The 18,897-nt window shown below is 44.2% G+C and carries 16 protein-coding genes; 5 read left to right on the top strand and 11 right to left on the bottom strand.

The features are described from left to right. Positions 1–196 precede the first annotated feature (196 nt). Positions 197–2,617 carry a phosphocholine-specific phospholipase C gene (locus BW716_RS32145; protein ID WP_083730156.1) on the bottom strand — a complete coding sequence of 807 codons (2,421 nt, stop codon included), beginning with the start codon at positions 2,615–2,617 and terminating at the stop codon, positions 197–199. 352 nt (positions 2,618–2,969) lie between these two features. Between BW716_RS32145 and BW716_RS32140 the strand changes: the two genes are divergently transcribed. Next, positions 2,970–4,400 carry a cation:proton antiporter gene (locus BW716_RS32140; protein ID WP_083730155.1) on the top strand — a complete coding sequence of 477 codons (1,431 nt, stop codon included), beginning with the start codon at positions 2,970–2,972 and terminating at the stop codon, positions 4,398–4,400. A 134-nt stretch (positions 4,401–4,534) separates the two neighbouring features. On the opposite strand, the gene BW716_RS32135 is transcribed toward BW716_RS32140, so the two are convergent. The 9 genes from BW716_RS32135 to BW716_RS32095 all read right to left on the bottom strand — a co-directional run bounded on the left by BW716_RS32135 (position 4,535) and on the right by BW716_RS32095 (position 13,115). Further along, positions 4,535–5,845 carry a lytic transglycosylase domain-containing protein gene (locus BW716_RS32135; RefSeq protein WP_179091367.1) on the bottom strand — a complete coding sequence of 437 codons (1,311 nt, stop codon included), beginning with the start codon at positions 5,843–5,845 and terminating at the stop codon, positions 4,535–4,537. 14 nt (positions 5,846–5,859) lie between these two features. After that, positions 5,860–7,302, bottom strand: a complete 1,443-nt coding sequence (gene gatA / locus BW716_RS32130; protein ID WP_083730153.1) for an Asp-tRNA(Asn)/Glu-tRNA(Gln) amidotransferase subunit GatA — start codon at positions 7,300–7,302, stop codon at positions 5,860–5,862. A 192-nt stretch (positions 7,303–7,494) separates the two neighbouring features. Then, positions 7,495–7,731, bottom strand: coding sequence for a twin-arginine translocase TatA/TatE family subunit (locus BW716_RS32125; protein WP_072365366.1), 237 nt, complete (start codon positions 7,729–7,731; stop codon positions 7,495–7,497). A 239-nt stretch (positions 7,732–7,970) separates the two neighbouring features. Continuing rightward, positions 7,971–8,321, bottom strand: coding sequence for a 50S ribosomal protein L19 (gene rplS, locus BW716_RS32120; RefSeq protein ID WP_083730152.1), 351 nt, complete (start codon positions 8,319–8,321; stop codon positions 7,971–7,973). Between the two features lie 251 nt (positions 8,322–8,572). Continuing rightward, the gene (gene trmD, locus BW716_RS32115) at positions 8,573–9,253 is read right to left on the bottom strand and encodes a tRNA (guanosine(37)-N1)-methyltransferase TrmD (RefSeq protein ID WP_083730151.1); all 681 of its coding nucleotides are present in this window, start codon (positions 9,251–9,253) and stop codon (positions 8,573–8,575) included. 12 nt (positions 9,254–9,265) lie between these two features. Continuing rightward, the gene (gene rimM, locus BW716_RS32110) at positions 9,266–9,787 is read right to left on the bottom strand and encodes a ribosome maturation factor RimM (protein WP_083730150.1); all 522 of its coding nucleotides are present in this window, start codon (positions 9,785–9,787) and stop codon (positions 9,266–9,268) included. Positions 9,788–9,861: 74 nt separating this feature from the next. Continuing rightward, positions 9,862–10,302 carry a 30S ribosomal protein S16 gene (gene rpsP, locus BW716_RS38780; protein ID WP_083730149.1) on the bottom strand — a complete coding sequence of 147 codons (441 nt, stop codon included), beginning with the start codon at positions 10,300–10,302 and terminating at the stop codon, positions 9,862–9,864. A gap of 223 nt (positions 10,303–10,525) precedes the next feature. Further along, a complete protein-coding gene (ffh, locus tag BW716_RS32100) occupies positions 10,526–11,851 on the bottom strand; it encodes a signal recognition particle protein (RefSeq protein ID WP_083730148.1) in 1,326 nt (441 codons plus the stop codon). A gap of 394 nt (positions 11,852–12,245) precedes the next feature. Beyond that, positions 12,246–13,115: an RNA polymerase sigma factor RpoD/SigA gene (locus BW716_RS32095; protein WP_072365353.1), complete on the bottom strand. Its 870-nt coding sequence runs from the start codon at positions 13,113–13,115 to the stop codon at positions 12,246–12,248. A 369-nt stretch (positions 13,116–13,484) separates the two neighbouring features. Here BW716_RS32095 and BW716_RS32090 point away from each other — a divergent pair, with 369 nt between their 5' ends. Beyond that, positions 13,485–13,865, top strand: coding sequence for an START-like domain-containing protein (locus BW716_RS32090; RefSeq protein WP_083730147.1), 381 nt, complete (start codon positions 13,485–13,487; stop codon positions 13,863–13,865). An 11-nt stretch (positions 13,866–13,876) separates the two neighbouring features. Here BW716_RS32090 and BW716_RS32085 read toward each other — a convergent pair whose 3' ends face one another. Beyond that, positions 13,877–14,479: a hypothetical protein gene (locus BW716_RS32085; protein ID WP_083730146.1), complete on the bottom strand. Its 603-nt coding sequence runs from the start codon at positions 14,477–14,479 to the stop codon at positions 13,877–13,879. Positions 14,480–14,703: 224 nt separating this feature from the next. Between BW716_RS32085 and BW716_RS32080 the strand changes: the two genes are divergently transcribed. The 3 genes from BW716_RS32080 (at position 14,704) to BW716_RS32070 (ending at position 18,672) form a co-directional block, all read left to right on the top strand. Further along, positions 14,704–16,140 (top strand): LptF/LptG family permease, encoded by a 1,437-nt coding sequence (locus BW716_RS32080; protein ID WP_083730157.1) that lies wholly within the window; start codon positions 14,704–14,706, stop codon positions 16,138–16,140. Between the two features lie 172 nt (positions 16,141–16,312). After that, positions 16,313–16,975 carry a phosphatase PAP2 family protein gene (locus tag BW716_RS32075; RefSeq protein ID WP_083730145.1) on the top strand — a complete coding sequence of 221 codons (663 nt, stop codon included), beginning with the start codon at positions 16,313–16,315 and terminating at the stop codon, positions 16,973–16,975. A gap of 71 nt (positions 16,976–17,046) precedes the next feature. Further along, entirely contained in the window at positions 17,047–18,672 is a 1,626-nt protein-coding gene (locus tag BW716_RS32070) for a glycosyltransferase family 39 protein (RefSeq protein ID WP_083730144.1), read from the top strand. Positions 18,673–18,897: the final 225 nt, after the last annotated feature.

Raw genomic sequence — 18,897 nt, 5'->3', positions numbered from 1 at the left:
AAACTTGCGCAAAATCCATCTCAAAAGCATCCATATAGCTGCCTAAAAGGCAAAATCGACCACAAAAATGATGTTTACTCCTTTTGAACCGCTCTACAGTTTGTTTGTGCCAAAAAAATATGAAACCAGTCGAAAAAAATTGGGGCTGATCCAAAAAGCCCTTTTTGACTTTTGGGTCAGCCCCCAGTATTTTACTTTATATCGTGCGCCCCATTACCGGATCAGTAATACTCATCCCTCCTGTTTCCACTCTGCCCGCATACCTCCTTGCACAACCATCCACAATCACACTGAAATCATACCAACCACCATGATCTGATAAAGCAAACATCACCTGTTTTTTTGCCTTTGCCCCCAACACAAACTCCTGCTGTTCTCCTCTCTTATAAGCATTATCCTTCACAAAGACCTTGTGGTTCTTACTATCCAGATTATTCAAATGAAATGCAATCTTCGCATTCACCTCGTACTTACACACGCATTCCACCTGCGGATCTTTACTGTTCCCTCTGAACTCCCTTAAGAAACCATTCGGCCCATACACACTCAAATAATACGCTCCATTTTCAAACTGCGTCAACGGCCACTCATCCTTCAAAGTATCTCCTGCTGCAACCGTATAAGCCCAATTCTTTGCAATGTCATGCGCATATACATTGAATGGCGCACCTACCCCTTTGCCACTGCCAAAGCTGATTTTAAAATGCTCCTTATCTTTACTCAACATCCCTTCTACATGCAAATCATACGGCAATGCAGATGACAGCTTCGTTCCCTTTTCCTGCTTCGCCATATATGGTGCATTCGCAGGATCTGCATTGATAGCTGCAATTTCATCTTTTGTCAATAACTTAAACCCTGCAGGAATCCCTTTGAACTTCGCCATGTGAATCGTCTGAATATATTCATCCCGCACAATCGGCTTCAGCTCCGTCGGCTTATCTCCTGTAAATGGTTGGAACACTGAACTCAGATCCCCACACACCGTACGTCTCCATGTACTGATATTCGTTTCTATCACTTTCTTACCCGTTTTATGCTCCAGGAATTTTTCCAGGAACTGTAAGGTAGAAGTATGATCAAACACCTGTGAATTCACCACTCCTCCTCTACTCCATGGCGATGCGATGACTAATGGTACACGATAACCTAATCCAATTACACTCTCGCGTATATCTTCCTCTTCCCAACCTTTCTTCTTCATCTCCTGCTCACGCGTTACGAATTCCGCTGCCAGATCAATCCCTTTAGACGCTTTACCATGGCCCTCTCCATGCGGAGGTACAAATGGTGGCACATGATCAAAGTCACCATCATTTTCATCATATGCTAAAATGAACACCGTCTTCTTCCACACATCCGGATTCTGTGTGAGTATATCCATTACTTCCGAAATATACCACGCACCATACCATGGAGAACCAGGATGATCAGAGAATGCTTCAGGTGCTACCAGCCACGATACAGTCGGTAACTGCCCTGTTTTCACATCTTCGCGGAACTGATATAACACATCTCCTTTGGGTACATTCACCACTCTTTCTACATTGCCATCATGATAATGCAGTGGGGTGAGTTTATGGTAATCAGGGTCTTTCTTATTCGTTACAAAAGCTTTGTCATGCAGGTTCTTTTCACGTTGAGACAATGCAGCATACTTCTCTGCATTGTACTGTTCATGGTGTTTTTTCCATTCTGCCAGTTTCTCTTCGCGATCAGCTCTCTCATCATGTGGCAGTGCTTTATCTTCTAATTCTTTTTCCAAACGTGCAATTTCTCGCTGCACATATTGCAAATGAGCTTCGGATAATTGCGGTTTGTACTGAGTAAAGAACTCCAATGGATTGTCTGTAAAATTCGCCAGCCATGCATCTTCTTCCCCATCTAAACCTACACCCACACTCAGTTCATTCTGGTACACTTTCCATGAAATACCGGCATCTTCCAGTCTTTCAGGATACGTGGTCCAGCTACCTGGTTCAGGATAATCACATTCATTGTTACGCACTGCCGGAATCCCTTCCTGGTTACGTATCGTACCACTCCAGAAATACAAACGATTCGGCGTCGTACCTGTGAGTGAGGAACAGAAGTTCTGATCGCAAATTGTGAAAGCATCTGCCAGTGAATAATAGAATGGAATATCTTCTCTTGTATAATACCCCATGGTCATCGGCAGGTGTGCATATGCTTTATTGCCGGAGCGTTTTACATCCAGCCATTTATCATACTTACCACCATTACGTGCATCTACCTGGTTCTCCCAGCTATGTGGCAGGCTGCTCATCCACGTTGCTTTTGAATCTTTCAGATCCAGGCGGAAAGGTGCATAGGTTTCTCCTTCCTTGTTCGATTGCAGCCATACCAGATTTTTATTCGGCAACTGTATAGCACGTGGATCATTGAAGCCACGTACACCACGCAACGTACCATAGCAATGATCAAATGATCTGTTCTCCTGCATAAGGATCACGATGTGCTCAGCATCCAGATATGTAGTGCCGGGAGCAGGGTCAATGGCCAATGCTCTTTGAATGGCAGGGGGCAATACGCCCGCCAGTCCGGCGCCACCGGATAATAATGCGGCTTTTTTTAGAAAGTCTCTCCTGGTATCCATATGCTAGACAAGTTATTATAGAAGTTACAAACTACTAAGTGAAATTGAAAAGATTCATACTTTTTTAATATAGCACGCCTCATCGATTATACCCTTGCTGTTATAGGCAGCCTCTCATTTGATGTCATTTGAAGCAATAATCCTGCACGCCTTATTGGATAATACTTTGCCTTCATCACTAACCATGGTATTTGATAAAAATCCTTCACCTCCGGGCTGACAAAATCCTTGCTTTCATTTACAGCAATGGGTTTGGAGCACTGTTCGCTGAAAGTACAGTGCGGTAGCAATTAAAGATTATCATTATCTTTCGGTTGATAGACTTGTTGTTTGATCAATAAAAATTGTGACTATGCGAAAGAAACTGTTGTTATACCCAGCCATCATCGGCGTATTTGGCGGCCTTACCTGGCTCGTGATCCGGCAGGGCAACCTATTGCCCCTGAAGACCGGTGCGGCTAGTCTGTTACCTAATGCTCCCGCTGCTGCTCATGGCGCAGCTGCTGGTACAGGTATCGGTGCTACCTTATTACACAATATGCAACAGCCTCTTTCCCTATTATTATTTCAGGTACTCGTCATCGTACTGGTAGCAAGAATATTTGGTTGGCTGGCAAATCGCATTGGTCAACCATCGGTAGTAGGGGAAATTATTGCAGGCGTATGCCTTGGGCCTTCTCTCTTTGGAATGTTGTGGCCTGAAGGAAAAGATTTCCTCTTCCCTCCTGACAGTTTTAAGAACCTCCAGTTTCTGAGTCAGATCGGACTGGCCTTCTTCATGTTTGTAGTAGGGATGGAGCTGGATGTATCTAAAGTAAAAAATAAAGCACATGATGCGGTCATGATCAGTCATGCGAGCATTGTACTGCCTTTCTTTCTTGGTGTATTACTGGCGTATAATCTGTATACACAATTCTCAGTACCGAATGTGAGCTTCCTGTCTTTCGCCCTGTTCATGGGAATCGCCATGAGTATCACGGCATTTCCGGTACTGGCCCGTATCGTACAGGAAAGGAAACTGACAGGTACCCCACTGGGTATACTGGCTATTACCTGTGCAGCAGCGGATGATGTGACAGCATGGTGTATTCTTGCTGTAGTGATTACAGTTGTAAAAGCAGGTTCCATATGGAGTGCCCTCATTACATTGGTAATGGCAATGGCGTTCCTGAGTGTAATGCTGTATGTGATCAAGCCATTCCTCGCGAAGAAAATACCACAGCTGCTGGCAGCTGGCAAAGAAAAAGCAACCGTAGCGGTAGCATTCTGCCTCATGTTGCTGTCTGCATTTATAGCAGAGACGATTGGCATTCATGCTTTGTTTGGTGCATTCCTGGCAGGTGTGATCATTCCTGCAGAAGCATCTGTGCAAAAGCTGCTGACAGATAAACTGGAAGATGTAAGTGTACTCTTGTTATTACCTATCTTCTTTGCATTTACAGGTTTACGTACGCAGATCGGTTTACTGGGACAGGGTCACCTGTGGGCTGCGTTTGGACTGATTATGCTGGTAGCTGTAGGTGGTAAACTGGGTGGCAGTGCATTGACTGCAAAACTGATGGGGCAACCATGGGCTGAGTCACTGGCGATTGGTGCGCTCATGAATACAAGAGGGTTGATGGAACTGGTGGTGTTGAATATTGGGTATGATCTCGGTATCTTATCTCCCGAGGTATTTGCGATGCTCGTATTGATGGCGCTGACGACAACATTTATGACAGGGCCACTGCTGGATCTGGTCAAGAAGATCTCAGCGAATAAGTTGCAGGTAAGCAATGCATAAAGGCTTAAATACAAGCCGAATTGGTTCAGGATTGCTTCGCAATCCTGAACCAATTCGGAACTAAAGAATAAAAAAAGCCGCTCGTTACGAGCGGCTTTTTTATTGTTGCAATATCTTTTGATTGCTGTAATATCTTACTTCTTATGCGTTGTCTTCTTCTTTGCGGCTGCCGGTTTCTTACCACTTGTCGCTTTCTTTGCCGGCGCTTTCTTCTTAGCAGCTGCTGCCTTCTTCTTAGCAACCGGTGCTTTTGCTTTCGCTTTCGCTGCTGCCTTTGCTTCCGGTGTCAGCACTAACTTAGCCGGCGGTGGAAACTTAGACTTATCTACTCCTGTCGCTTTTTCATCCAGCATCAGGGCCAGAGATTCTTTCAGGATCTCTTCTTTTTCTGCCTGGAACTGTTTCATTTTGTCTTTTGGAATGCGCAGGTCATAGCTATTATCTGGTCCTGACATCGTTCTTGCGAAATCAGGGTTCAGGTGTTCCAGCTGTGCCTGTTCTACATTCAGTTTCTTAGCGATTGCATCAAGGCGGTATTTGCCGGAAATGTTGAACTCTACAGTATTGTACATTTCTTCTTCTGTCAGTTCAGTTGAAGTGTAGGCTACTGAGGAAGCCGGAACATTGATTGTGCTTATGCCAGGATGATCACTGTTGTCATCGTTCCCCACACCGAAGAAGGTATTGAACCTATCGAGGATGTAACCGGTCGCGATGAATTTGTACACATGGTTCCTGGATTCAGCAGGCAGAAAATACTGCATGCCCCAGAAATCGCTGCGTCCACTTGCTGCCATAGCGCGTTGTACGCCGCCTGGACCGCAGTTGTATGCCGCTACTACCAGTAACCAATCGCCGAACTGGTTGTACAGTTCATTGAGGAACTTAGCCGCTGCTACAGTGGATTTGTAGAAGTCTTTACGTTCGTCTACTTTCTTACCTACGCTCAGACCGAAGATGCGTGCAGTACCCGACATAAACTGCCAGGCGCCTACAGCCCCTACACGGGAACGGGCGTTGGTGTTAAAACTAGACTCAATAACCGCCAGGTACTTCATTTCTTCAGGAATACCATGCTCTCTAAAGATCTTTTCTACCATCACAAAGTATGGCTGACCTCTGGAAATCATTACCTGCAGATGTTGGCTATACCTGCTGGCAAAGTTATTGATATATCCAGCTACAATGTTGTTGTTGATCTGTTCATAGACCTTTGGATTGCTGATGCTGGACGGCAGGCTCTGTGCGTTTTGACGCACGGCCTGAGAGGTTACTGAAGGAACAACAATTGTGTCCTTGGGTAACCGAACTTTGTGGTTCAATACCGTAGTATCTGGGCCTCCTATGGGAGTAACCACCTTCTTAGGTATGCCGTTGCCACCATTCGCTTCAAAATGCCATGCACCCAAAGTTGGTAACAGCAATAGTAAAAAGATTTTCCTCATACACATATTATATTTTAAACAGGAGTGACCTGCTTTGATTGCATAATTGTCTCTGCAATATTTAACAGGTTCGCTTCGCTAAATTTCTTTGTGATGATCTGTACACCATAAGGCATCCCGTTTGAATGCCGCTGCAAAGGTACGGAAATTGCCGGAACTCCGGCCAGGTTTGCCAGTACCGTATAGATATCTGCCAGGTACATGGCAATAGGGTCATCTGTTTTCTCCCCTATTTTAAAAGCTGTCGACGGCACAGTTGGCATCAAAATCGCATCATAAGTTGACAGGATTTCTGATAATTTGTTGACCACCAGTCTCCTCACCTGCTGCGCTTTCGTAAAGTAAGCGTCGTAATATCCTGCGCTTAGCACGAAAGTGCCCAGTAAGATACGTCGTTTTACTTCTATACCGAAACCTTCCGATCTGCTTTTCTTATAAAAATCTGTTAAATCTAAATTCTGAAGCGGTGTCCTATGTCCATATTTTACCCCATCGAAACGGGAAAGATTGGATGAAGCCTCTGCTGTAGTTAATACATAATAAGCAGGAACTACATAATCAAGATAGGCGAAATCCACCGCTGACACTGAATTCCCTGAGGCATTCAGTTCTTCAAAAAAGCTTTGGTACTCCTCTTTCATTTCGGGGTCCAATCCAGGGTGAAATATCGCATCCTTTAAATACGCGATTTTCCACGATTTATTGTGTTCCCTCGTCTGATAATCAGGCACTTCTTCTGAAGATACCGTGCTATCATAGTTATCGGGCCCTGCTATTTGTTGTAGTACACCTGCCACATCTGCAACATTCCTGCCAAAGATACCTATCTGATCAAAAGAGGACGCATAAGCGATCAGTCCATAGCGGGAGATCCTGCCATAAGTCGGTTTTAAGCCAACTATTCCACAGAAATCCGCTGGCTGACGTACAGAACCACCGGTATCGCTACCAAGGCTTACCATACACAGATCTGCCTGCACCGCTACCGCCGAACCACCTGATGAACCACCAGGTACACGAGTGATATCCAATGCATTGAGTACTGGTCCATGTGCCGAATTCTCATTAGTAGACCCCATTGCGAACTCATCACAATTGAGATTACCTATCAAAATGGCATCTGCCTCCAGCAATCTTTCGACAGCGGTGGCAGAATACATAGATGTAAACCCTTCCAGCATCTTAGATGCCGCACTTATTTTATGCCCTTTGTAGCAGATCACATCCTTAATCCCGATCACAACGCCCCCCAGCGACCCCAGCTTTTCCCCGTTTTGTAAACGGACATCCAGCTCGGCTGCTTTTTGAAGAGCTTCCTCTTCCCAAACCTCCAGGTATGCATTCAGATGTTTTGTCTTTGCTATACGGTCAAGGTAATATTGCACCGCTTCCGTACAGGTTGTTCTGCCGGCGTATAATGCTTCATGAAAAGCCGATATACTGCTGAATTCAGACAAAGCCAAACCAGTTAATTGCTTGAAAAAATAAAATATCAGGTCAAACTCGTAAGCCGGACACAAAAAGTGTTGCGTCCAGGTTGTGGCGTACTTCAGGTTTTATGACGTGGAAATGCTAGTCTATGACTATCATAGGCGCACGACTTCTCCTTTTGTTTGATATTTTTTAGTCAGTAAAGTACAGGGAAGGAATTAAGCTCCTTTCTGATCTGTAGTTGAAGGTGTTTCCTTCATTCCATCTTCGATCTCCTTACGTACATTGTTCTTGGCATCATTGAACTCACGGATACCTTTACCCAGTCCGCGCATCAGTTCAGGGATTTTCTTACCGCCAAATAACAGTAATACAACCAGGGCGATCAACAACAGTTCGCTCATACCCAGATCCTGGAACAATAACAGTGGTGATTTTACAATAACGGCAGTCATTTTCTCTGTTTTAAAATGTTAAGCTAACAAAGATAGGTAATATAATCCGGGATTCAATTGTACTGCTCGAAGATCAGAGAAACTTTAATTCCATTTTAAGAGTAGGCAGACGGGGTCAACAAGGGAAATTTCCCTGCAGTAGTCAGATTAACATGAGTAGAGGTTGCTGGTACCGGGAAGTGACAAAAAAAACGGGAACCGGAATGGTCCCCGTTATCACTAATTTCCCTGTATTTATACTAAACCCTTTTTTCTTTAATACGAGCAGCTTTACCAGCACGTTCACGCAGGTAGAACAGTCTTGCTCTTCTTACTTTACCAACTTTGTTCAGTACGATACCATCGATGTTTGGAGAGAACAGAGGGAAAACTCTTTCTACACCAATTCCATCAGAGATCTTTCTTACTGTGAATGATGCAGTAAAACCAGTACCCTGGATCTTGATTACATCACCTTTGAAGGACTGGATTCTTTCCTTGTTACCTTCAACAATTTTATAGTTTACAGTGACATTGTCACCGGCTTTAAACTTAGGGTATTTTTTTGTATTACCTGTCAGTTGCTCGTGAACAAAAGAAATCGCGTTCATCTTTCAAATTTATTTATCGGACTGCAAAGGTAATCGAGAAATCCACAACTTCCAAATAACAGTGCCTTTTATTAAGGAATAATTTTTTAACTAATTGAAAATGAGTTCAATTTTAGCTTAACTTTTTTAATGGATGAAGTTGCTGTCAAAATTTGCTTTGCGAATGCAGGTAAAATACAAAGCAGGATAAATGAGTGCAACTCTTTGCTGGTGGCTTTAATAAGGGAAGATTAACCAATAACCTGCTTGTCCTAGTGCTTATCCAGCAAATCAGGCCTGCGATCCTTAGTCCTTTCCAGGGCCATCTCATGCCGCCAGTTATCAATCTTCTTATGATCCCCGCTCATCAGCACTTCCGGTACCTTCCAGCCCCTGAACTCCTCAGGACGGGTATATACCGGTGGCGCCAGCAGGTTATCCTGGAATGAATCCAGCAAGGCAGATTGCTCATCATTCAACACTCCCGGAATCAGTCGACCTATCGCATCTACCAGTACCGCTGCCGCCAACTCGCCGCCGGAGAGTACATAGTCGCCAATAGAAATCTCCTTCGTCACAAAATGCTGTCGGATCCGCTCATCAATCCCTTTATAATGCCCACACAGCATAAGCAGGTTCCCTTTCAGCGACAACTGGTTGGCAATTCCCTGGTTCAGGGTCTCGCCATCCGGTGTAAGATAGATTACCTCATCATAGGTGATCTTCTCCTGCAGGGTCTCAATGGCCCTTACTACCGGCTCCAGCATCATCACCATACCTGCCCCTCCCCCGAACTGATAATCATCTACCTGCTTTTGCTTCTGGGTAGAATAATCCCGGAGATTATGGGTGTGTATTTCCAGCAATCCTTTTGTCTGCGCCCGCTTTAATATCGAGTGCGAAAAGGGGCTTTCCAGCAACCCTGGCTGTACGGTAATAATATCGATCCTCATGTGTTAATAATTCTAATCCAGATAAATATCCAGCAATCCTTCAGGCAGGTCTACATGCACAATCTGTCCTTTCTTATCCACCTTTATCAGCGATTGCTCATTCAGTGGCAACAGCACCTCTTTCTCCTTATACATGATCTTCAGCAATACCTGCATCGGCATTTCGATCACTTCTTCTATCACCCCCAGTTCGCCCAGCTCTTTGTCATGCACAGCATAACCCAGCATGGCCAGCGGAGCAGACGACGCTGCCTGTGCCTTAAAATCTGCCTCACCCAGGTAAACAGGCGTTTGTACCAGCTTACGCGCATCTTCCTTGGTGTCAATGCCTTCCAGCTTCACAAAGGTATGTTCATGGTCCTTCACACTGGCTTTCTGTACGAAATAAGGTATAAAGCTATTCTTACGCTCTTCCAGGAAGATGGCTTCCACCCCTTGCAGGGATGCCCTTTTGCCCAGGCTATGCTTCAGAATAAACTCACCCTGTAATCCAAATACAGAAACCAGTTTACCTATGCTAAAGTAATTATTCATTATCTGACGACTAATAAGTAAAAAGGGAAATACCCTTGAGTATTTCCCTTTCAGTATTTTATTTGAAAGCCTGATTAAGCTTCGCCACCTTCCTGTGGAGCAGAAGCGTCTTCTACTCTTCTCACAATTGGTGTAGCGATTCTGGCTTTCTTGTGGCTATCGCGACGTGCAGCAACTTTCTGCTCGTGTTCAGCCTGCCATTGTTCGAATTTCTGGAAAGCAGTAGGCTCGTCGAACAGGCCCAGCTTTACACCTCTCAACAGGTGCTTCAGGTAAAGCACACCTTTGAAAGACAGGATTCTTCTAACGGTATCAGTTGGCTGAGCACCTTTCTGTAACCAACGCAGTGCCTTTTCAGTATCAATGTTGATAGAGGCAGGAACTGTCAGTGGATTGTAAGTACCGATCTTCTGAATGAACTTACCGTCTCTTGGCGCGCGAGCATCGGCAACTACGATAAAATAAAAAGGTCTCTTTTTAGCGCCATGACGTTGTAATCTGATCTTGACTGGCATAAATAATTCGAATTATTTTTTTGCGAGTTGTTAAAAAATATTATTCAATTGGGGCAGCAAAAGTAATCTTAAAAAGGATTAGTTCAAAATATTTTCTGTTAAAAATTCCCTTTTGCTGCAAAAAGTTTTGTTTCCAGTTTATCTGGTTTCGCTCCTAAAGCTGGCTTTTTTTTCCTGAAAATGGTTTTCATCCCAGTTGGTAAATCCCATTTTCATGAATATTTTACTTGCCCATTGCTCTCAGACCTCTACCTCCCGCACCAAATTTATTCATTTGTTTCATCATCTGGCGCATTTGTTCAAATTGTTTCATAAACTGGTTCACATCCTGGATGTCTTTACCGGCGCCTTTCGCAATACGGCGACGGCGGCTGCCATCAATCAGGTCTGGATTGCTACGCTCTGACGGGGTCATAGAGCCGATAATAGCTTCTATACCTTTGAACGCATCATCACTGATGTCAATATCTTTGATAGCCTTACCAATACCAGGGATCATACCCATCAGGTCTTTCAGGTTACCCATTTTCTTAATCTGGTTCAGCTGTTCACGGAAATCATCAAAATCGAACTGGTTCTGACGGATCTTCTTTTCCAGCTTCTTCGCCTGCTCTTCGTTGAACTGTGCCTGCGCGCGTTCTACCAGGGTAGTGATATCACCCATACCCAGAATACGCTGTGCCATACGCTCAGGGTAAAACACATCGAGGGTATCCAGCTTTTCGCCCATGCTCACGAACTTGATGGGCTTCTCAACTGTGTATTTGATAGTTAATGCAGCACCACCACGGGTATCACCATCCAACTTTGTGAGTACTACCCCACTGAAGTCCAGGCGTTCATTGAAGGCTTTGGCAGTATTTACGGCATCCTGACCTGTCATGGCATCCACGACAAAGAGGATTTCGTTTGGTTTTACAGCAGCCTTTACATTGGCTACCTCCGTCATCATGACTTCATCGACTGCCAGACGACCGGCGGTATCGATGATCACGACAGTATTACCATTCTGCTTAGCCTGTGCGATTGCATTCTGGGCAATTTTCACAGCGTCCTTGTTCTCAGGTTCGCTGTAAACTTCTACACCAATCTGCTCGCCCAGTACTTTCAGCTGATCAATCGCCGCAGGACGGTAGATGTCAGCTGCCACCAGCAGGGGCTTTTTACCTTTTTTAGTTTTGAGAAAGTTAGCAAGTTTACCGGAGAAAGTGGTTTTACCGGAACCCTGCAGACCTGCAATCAGGATAACTGAAGGATTGGATTTGATATCCAGTTCGACTTCGGATCCCCCCATCAGTTCTGCCAACTCGTCTTTCACGATTTTCACCATGAGCTGACCCGGAGAAATGGCAGTAAGTACCTTTTCACCCAGCGCTTTTTCCCTTACCCTGTCGGTAAAGTCTTTCGCGATTTTATAGTTAACGTCAGCATCTACCAGCGCACGGCGGATTTCCTTTACGGTACTGGCAATATTTATTTCACTGATACGGCCTTCACCTTTCAACTGCTTGAAGGCGGAGTCGAGCCGCTCTGATAATGATTCAAACATCAGAAACCTGTTTTTAATTAAGCCGGGAAATAGCTTAAGGGTTGCAAAAATAATAAAAAGGTAGCGAAAAGAAATATCTAATAATCCCCCGCCCGCCTTCGGCAAAAGCAGGATTATCTGGCCAGGTGGCTACTGGTGACGAAGAGAAGGAAGTTTTTTCGCGGCGATCCTGGCCATAACCCATAGGTAAATCGTACCTATCCCGTAGATAACCCGCCTCTTTATAGATGCGGGTTATCTACGGTTTATAAGCGGCTTATGGGCGGGTTATAGGCGGCTTATCTCCCTGAGAGCGCTAAGGAAGTAGCGAAGCCGAACTATATCGGCCTGAAATAAAAAAAGGATAATACCGATTGGTATTATCCTTTTTCAATATGATGAACGTAAATCTTACTTAGTTGCCCAGGTAGTTCCTCAGCAGTTTGCTGCGGCTGGTAGTTCTCAGCTTGGTGATCGCCTTATCTTTGATCTGGCGAACCCTTTCGCGGGTGAGACCGAACTTCTCCCCTATATCTTCCAGAGACATCGGATGTTCTACTGCGATACCAAAGTATAGCATAATTACATCTTTCTGACGATCTGTGAGTGTAGATAAAGAACGTTCAATTTCGCGACGCAGTGAATCGTGGTGATCCAGTTCCTCATCTGCGCTGCTTGCATTTGGATTAGCCAGTACATCCAGCAGGGAATTGTCTTCTCCGTCGATGAAAGGTGCATCCATAGATACGTGACGTGCGGCAACACCTAAAGTGGCTTCAACTTCTTCTGTATTGATTTCGAGAATAGTAGCCAGTTCGTCTGGTGAAGGTTCTCTTTCAAATTCCTGTTCGAGTTGAGAGTATGCTTTGCTGATCTTATTGCTCAGACCTACCTTATTAAGCGGTAAACGAACAATGCGGCTTTGTTCTGCCAATGCCTGCAGGATAGATTGACGAATCCACCATACGGCATAAGAGATAAATTTAAAACCACGTGTTTCATCGAAACGCTGTGCAGCCTTAATAAGACCGAGGTTGCCCTCATTAATCAGATCACTGAGAGATAAACCCTGGTTCTGATATTGCTTGGCAACAGATACCACGAAGCGCAGGTTAGCCTTTGTAAGCTTTTCCAGTGCTCTCTGATCTCCTTGCTTAATGCGGATAGCCAGGTTCACTTCTTCCTCCGGCGTGATTAAGTCTACTTTCCCAATTTCCTGTAAGTATTTCTCCAGTGATTGGGACTCACGGTTAGTGATGGACTTAGTGATTTTGAGTTGGCGCATTGACATAAAGACTCGGAACAGTTACAGGTGAAAAAAACGTTACCTTTTTGATGAATGCCAGACAAAAATAAGTTTTTTTAGATAGTAGCCAAAATAAATTGTTACTTGTTGAATCATTTTTAAGCAAAAACGTTTCACCATTCACAACGTACATATTAGAAGGCTGAAATGCTCATCTGACAGTAAATTGCTGTGAAAGAAGTGCTGCGAAATGCTAATGTATCGTTAATTTTCATAATAGAATTGTTATTTATAAAGTGTAAAAAGATTTGGGCAATTATTAAAAAAAAATGCAAAATAATTTTGACAGAATAAATATTTTTCTATAATTGCAGCCAGATGATATTGATTTACTAATTACTTTGAGCGATGTCTAAGAAAGTGCAATATGAGTTGGAATACCCCGTACGGTGCTCACCCAGTATCTTATATGAATTCCTATCCACACCTGCTGGATTACAGGAGTGGTTTGCGGATAAAGTAGATTACAGGGACAACGTATTTTCCTTCTCCTGGAATGGATCTGTTGAAGAAGCGGAGGTGCTGGAACAGGAAGAAGATGAGTTTATTCGTTTACATTGGAAACATGCGCCCAAAGAAGAATTCTTTGAATTTCGCATTACCATTTCTGAAGTAACTAACGAGACAATCCTTATTGTAAGGGATTTTGCAGAGAAAAAAGAAATAGCTGACCAAAGCCAACTATGGGATTACCAGGTAAAAGACCTGTTCCACCGTATTGGCAATTAACACCAACCGTTTCAAAAGCCGCACAATAACTGTAGTAGTAGTGTATAATCGTCCACTACACCAGGTATTAGTCCTTCCCAGCTCTCTAATGGCCAGGGCTTTGCGATCTTAATAAATGGAAGCCGGTGTATAAGCATTTCAAATTCCGATACCGGCAAATCTGATATAGAAATGAAATTCCCATACTCAAAATCATGATGCCAGGGATCGTCCTCTCTTACATAGATCTGAAACCGGGCAGCAGATAGTGCCTGCCAGCTATCGATGATTGTCTGTGAATACCGCAGTTTCAACTCCCCGCCGAGATGCAGCGTGGCGATAAAGTAATGTCCCCACCAGAACATGGTCCGGAATGCAAAAATATCCTCACGGTTGAAGTAGCGTGGATAATCCAGCATGATATAAGGCAAATCTTTGTAACGTTCTCCCTTGCTCAGTTTACCTCCCCCATCTCCAGGAAACGACATTTCCTGCAGGGGAAGTGCTGCCTGTAAGGCAACATGCAGGTCGCCCAGCAGGCTCATCACCTTTTGCAGAATGTTATTTTTTAGATAAATCCAGTCAGGATTTGATACAAGTGCCTGTTCCTCAACAGTAAGGATTACTTTGTTCATAGCTGCAAAGATAAATTTAACCTTATTTTAAACGCCGATATTCAAGACTATCGGAAATCATGTTAAATTTGCCCATTGTAAATGCCCGCTTTACAGTGATATGCAATTGCAACAACACAGACAGCGGTCATTTTAGCAGGGAAAAGGTTTTATGCCTTTTTCACTGCACAGGCATAAAACCAAAGAATAGTACTAATAAACAGCACCTTAACGTTAGAGCAGGAGTGAAAAAACTGGATAAGCTAATTATAAAGACATTTCTGGGGCCCTTCGTGGCTACCTTCTTTGTCACCTTGTTCGTGCTCATCATGCAATTCCTCTGGAAATACATTGATGACCTGGTGGGAAAGGGACTGGATACACCCGTGATCATCGAACTGATCACTTATACCAGCGCTAACCTGGTATCTCTGGCACTCCCGCTGGCGGTACTCCTGTCTTCTATAATGACCTTCGGTAACCTGGGCGAAAGCTTTGAACTCGTTGCCATCAAATCGTCTGGTATCTCCCTGCTGCGCTTCATGCGCCCCGTACTGTACTGCTGCTCCATCATCGCTGTGCTGGCTTTCCTCTTTAACAACTATGTGATGCCGGTGGCAAACCTCCGCGCCAAATCACTCCTCTACGATATTACGAACTCCAAACCCGCCTTCAATATCAAGGCTGGCGTGTTCTATACAGATATTCCGGACTATACCATCAAAGTAGCCAACAAGGAAAAGGATAACAAAACTATCCACCAGGTCATGATCATCGATCATAGCCCAGGTGGCGGCGACAAACTGATCCTTGCCAAAAAAGGCGAAATGGTACTGTCTAACGACAAACGCTTCTTATACTTTATCCTGGAAAACGGCTGGCGCTATGAAGAACGCGGCAATCGCAACTTCAACCAGCCAGGTGACCTGATCAGACTGGGCTTCAGCCAGTATAAAAAAGCATTTGACCTGAGCTCTTTTGCTTTCAGCCGCCTGGATATGGGCCTCTTCGCCTCTAACCAGCAAATGCTGAATGTAAGACAACTGGATAAAGCCATCGATTCACTGAAGGAACAGGAAAAAGTCTTTACCCGTACAGTGAATGTATATATTACCAGCCGCTATCCGTTCGGACAATGGAAAGATACCGGTTGGCTGGCGACCGCCCCTCCTATCAAAACAAAGAACTTCAGGGACCTGGTGCCTGAAGATGCCCGTCGTTTTGTATTCGAGAGAACAGAACAAAGTGTTCGTGATGGTCAGAGTAACCTGGAAGGCCCTGCCAAGGAATTCCAGGATAAACACAATACCCTGATCCTGCACAAGGTAGAATGGCAGCGTAAATTTACACTGGCCTTCTCCTGTATCGTGATGTTCCTGATCGGAGCACCCCTGGGCTCTATCATCCGTAAGGGTGGCCTGGGTACCCCGCTCATCTTTGCCGTTGCATTCTTTGTGATCTTCAATATATTCTTTATGACGGGCGAGAAAATGGCCCGTAAAGACGTAATGGCTACCTGGAGTGGCATGTGGTTGTCAAACATCGTGTTGATCCCCATCGCCGTATTCCTGATCGTGAAAGCCATGAACGACTCCAACCTGTTCAATAAAGAATTCTATGTGAGGATCTTCAACAGGATAAAAAAGTTCTTTATAAGAAATACACTCAAACCTACAACCTGAGTAGTTACACTATTTTAGCCTGCGAACTACAGGTATCCAATGCCAGCTGACAAAATGAGCATATAAAAATTGATGTGCCCATAAATGTCATACGGGTACTACGTCAAGACCAATTGCGGGACTAAAAAAGGGAAACTACTCAGCATACCTACAACGTTAAAATTCACGACAATTGAAAACGATTGTTACACTGTTCAGCAAGAACGTATGGTTCTTTGCACCATTCCTGTTATGGGTAGTAACAGGAGCCATCCTACAAATTTTCTTCTTCACACATGAAGAATTATTTCTGGCTATCAACAGCTTTCACGCTCCCTGGGCCGACGTTGTCATGTCATGTCTCACCTACGTGGGCGACGGTATCACCTTTGGCATAATGCTGGTGGTGATCCTGGCCATGCGTAAGTTCCGGATGTTCCTCAATGCAGGTTGTATCCTGCTGCTGGTGACCATCCTGGTACAAACTGCCAAACATTACTTCAACGCTCCCAGACCTATTAAATACTTCGAAGATCCAGCCATCATTCATACCGTAAAATGGGTAACCGTTCACGGAGGATGCAGCTTCCCTTCCGGTCATACCACGACTGCCTTCGCCATGTTTTGCTTTCTTTCCCTGATCAGCCGTAATAAGGTGATGGGACTGGTGTTCATCATGCTGGCATTTTGTGCTGCCTGGTCCAGAATTTATCTGGCGCAGCACTTCTTTATCGATGTGTATGTAGGAAGTATTATCGGTACATGCAGCAGTATCCTGCTTTACATGGTATTCGATAAAAGAAAAGGGAATACACCTGCCGAAATTATTCCCGAAGCGGCTATTCGTCTTAGTTGATTTAGCTATTTTTGTTGATTTGTTAATCAGGAAGAATAAAGGAGTCTTAACAGATCAATCTAAATTACGGAATGAAATACCTGCTTATCGCCATTGCGGCTGCTATCCTGTTCGTCCCTTTTCTGGGGCATGTGCACCTGTTTGACTGGGACGAGATCAACTTTGCGGAGGCAGCAAGGGAGATGCTGGTAACACACAACTACTCTCAGGTTCAGATCGACTTTGCCCCTTTCTGGGAAAAGCCGCCATTATTTATCTGGATGCAGGCCATTAGTATGGCCCTGTTTGGTGTCAATGAATTTGCCGCACGTTTTCCTAATGCCATCATTGGTATTGCTACCATCGTTACGCTGTTTGGTATTGGGAAAAAGCTGGTTGATGAAAAGATGGGCTTATGGTGGGCACTGGCATATGCCGGCTCCTGGTTACCACATTTTTATTTCAAGTCAGGGATTATTGATCCGACTTTCAATTATTTCATATTCTTAGCAATTTACTGTGTGTTTCGCGTGCCTTATTCGGCAAAGCCAAACAGGATTGCTATCCTGGGTGGTGTTGCACTGGGATTGGCGGTACTGACGAAAGGGCCGGTGGCTATACTGGTGAGTCTGCTCACTTTCATCGTATACTGGATTGTGAAGAAAGGGAAAACAGGGATTAAGCTGCCACAGCTGGCACTGATCACTTTGTTTGCCTTTATTACTACAGCGCTGTGGTTTGGGTATGAACTGCTGACTCATGGCTGGTGGTTTATCAATGAGTTTGTGACTTATCAGATCCGTTTGCTCACTACGCCTGATGCAGGACATGGGGGGAATTTCTTTTATCACTGGATTGTATTGCTGGTGGGTTGTTTCCCTGCGAGTATATTCCTATTCAGTTATTTCAGGGGAAAGAAAGATCGGTCTATTTATGGTGGCGCACAGGGTGCAGAGGTGAGAGATTTCAGAACATGGATGTGGGTGTTGTTTTGGGTGGTGTTAATCCTGTTCTCTATTGTGGAGACGAAGATTGTGCATTATTCTTCTTTGTGTTATTTTCCATTGAGCTTTTTGGCAGCGTGGCAGATATATAGAATTGCAGAAGGGAAAGTGGTATTGCACGCATGGAATATTGTGCTGATGTTGTTGATTGGAATGCTGATAGGCACGGCAATCACTTTATTGCCGATAGTAGGTGTGTATAAGCAACAGTTGATATCTGCAATTGGAGATAAATTTGCGAAGGCTAATTTGCAGGCAGATGTATCGTTTTCATTGTGGGAGAGTGCGTATGGGGCAGTGTATTTGTTACTGGTGATTGTGAGTGCCGTGTTGTTGTTTAATAAGAAAGTGAAGGTGGGCATGTTGATGTTATTTGTAAGTACGATAGGGGCGATTCAGATTACGGTGGTGCATTTTACACCCAAGATAGAGGCGTTTTCACAGAGAGCGGCGATAGAGTTTTTTGAGTCGTTTCAGGGAAAGGATGATTATGTGCAGGTGTTGAAATATCATAGTTATGCGCATTTGTTTTATACAAAGAAGTTGCCGGCGACAAATAAGAATTATTATAATCAGGAGTGGCTGTTGAAAGGACCGGTAGATAAGCCCACGTATTTTATTTGTAGAATTACTGATAGTGAGCCGTGGAGGAAGGATCCGAATCTGGAAGTGATAGGAGAGAAAAATGGGTTTGTGTTCTTTAAGCGAAAATGAATAAATAAATAGAATTACCCATTTACGGGTCGTTACGCAAATATACGGCGTAGTGCTATCATAGCTTTATAAAAAAAACTATGTTTAAGGGCGTCACAATTGAAAGTTTTCAAAGACATTTTCCAGATGAAGAATCGTGTTTACAATACCTTGCAGAGTTGAAGTGGCAGCAAGGGTTTGGCTGTAAGTAGTGTGGTGGAGAAATGTGGGGTAAAGGTAAAGGGG

This window comes from [Flexibacter] sp. ATCC 35208 (assembly GCF_001975825.1).
Taxonomy (GTDB): domain Bacteria; phylum Bacteroidota; class Bacteroidia; order Chitinophagales; family Chitinophagaceae; genus Chitinophaga.
Note: the sequence above shows the minus strand (reverse complement) of the source record. Positions and strands in the feature narration are given on the sequence as shown.

Excerpts from the sequence above, each read along its gene's own strand:
- BW716_RS32145 (WP_083730156.1), bottom strand. The coding sequence starts at position 2,617 with ATGGATACCAGGAGAGACTTTCTAAAAAAAGCCGCATTATTATCCGGT.
- BW716_RS32140 (WP_083730155.1), top strand. The coding sequence starts at position 2,970 with ATGCGAAAGAAACTGTTGTTATACCCAGCCATCATCGGCGTATTTGGC.
- BW716_RS32135 (WP_179091367.1), bottom strand. The coding sequence starts at position 5,845 with ATGAGGAAAATCTTTTTACTATTGCTGTTACCAACTTTGGGTGCATGG.
- BW716_RS32125 (WP_072365366.1), bottom strand. The coding sequence starts at position 7,731 with ATGACTGCCGTTATTGTAAAATCACCACTGTTATTGTTCCAGGATCTG.
- rplS (WP_083730152.1), bottom strand. The coding sequence starts at position 8,321 with ATGAACGCGATTTCTTTTGTTCACGAGCAACTGACAGGTAATACAAAA.
- trmD (WP_083730151.1), bottom strand. The coding sequence starts at position 9,253 with ATGAGGATCGATATTATTACCGTACAGCCAGGGTTGCTGGAAAGCCCC.
- rimM (WP_083730150.1), bottom strand. The coding sequence starts at position 9,787 with ATGAATAATTACTTTAGCATAGGTAAACTGGTTTCTGTATTTGGATTA.
- rpsP (WP_083730149.1), bottom strand. The coding sequence starts at position 10,302 with ATGCCAGTCAAGATCAGATTACAACGTCATGGCGCTAAAAAGAGACCT.
- ffh (WP_083730148.1), bottom strand. The coding sequence starts at position 11,851 with ATGTTTGAATCATTATCAGAGCGGCTCGACTCCGCCTTCAAGCAGTTG.
- BW716_RS32095 (WP_072365353.1), bottom strand. The coding sequence starts at position 13,115 with ATGCGCCAACTCAAAATCACTAAGTCCATCACTAACCGTGAGTCCCAA.
- BW716_RS32090 (WP_083730147.1), top strand. The coding sequence starts at position 13,485 with ATGTCTAAGAAAGTGCAATATGAGTTGGAATACCCCGTACGGTGCTCA.
- BW716_RS32085 (WP_083730146.1), bottom strand. The coding sequence starts at position 14,479 with ATGAACAAAGTAATCCTTACTGTTGAGGAACAGGCACTTGTATCAAAT.
- BW716_RS32070 (WP_083730144.1), top strand. The coding sequence starts at position 17,047 with ATGAAATACCTGCTTATCGCCATTGCGGCTGCTATCCTGTTCGTCCCT.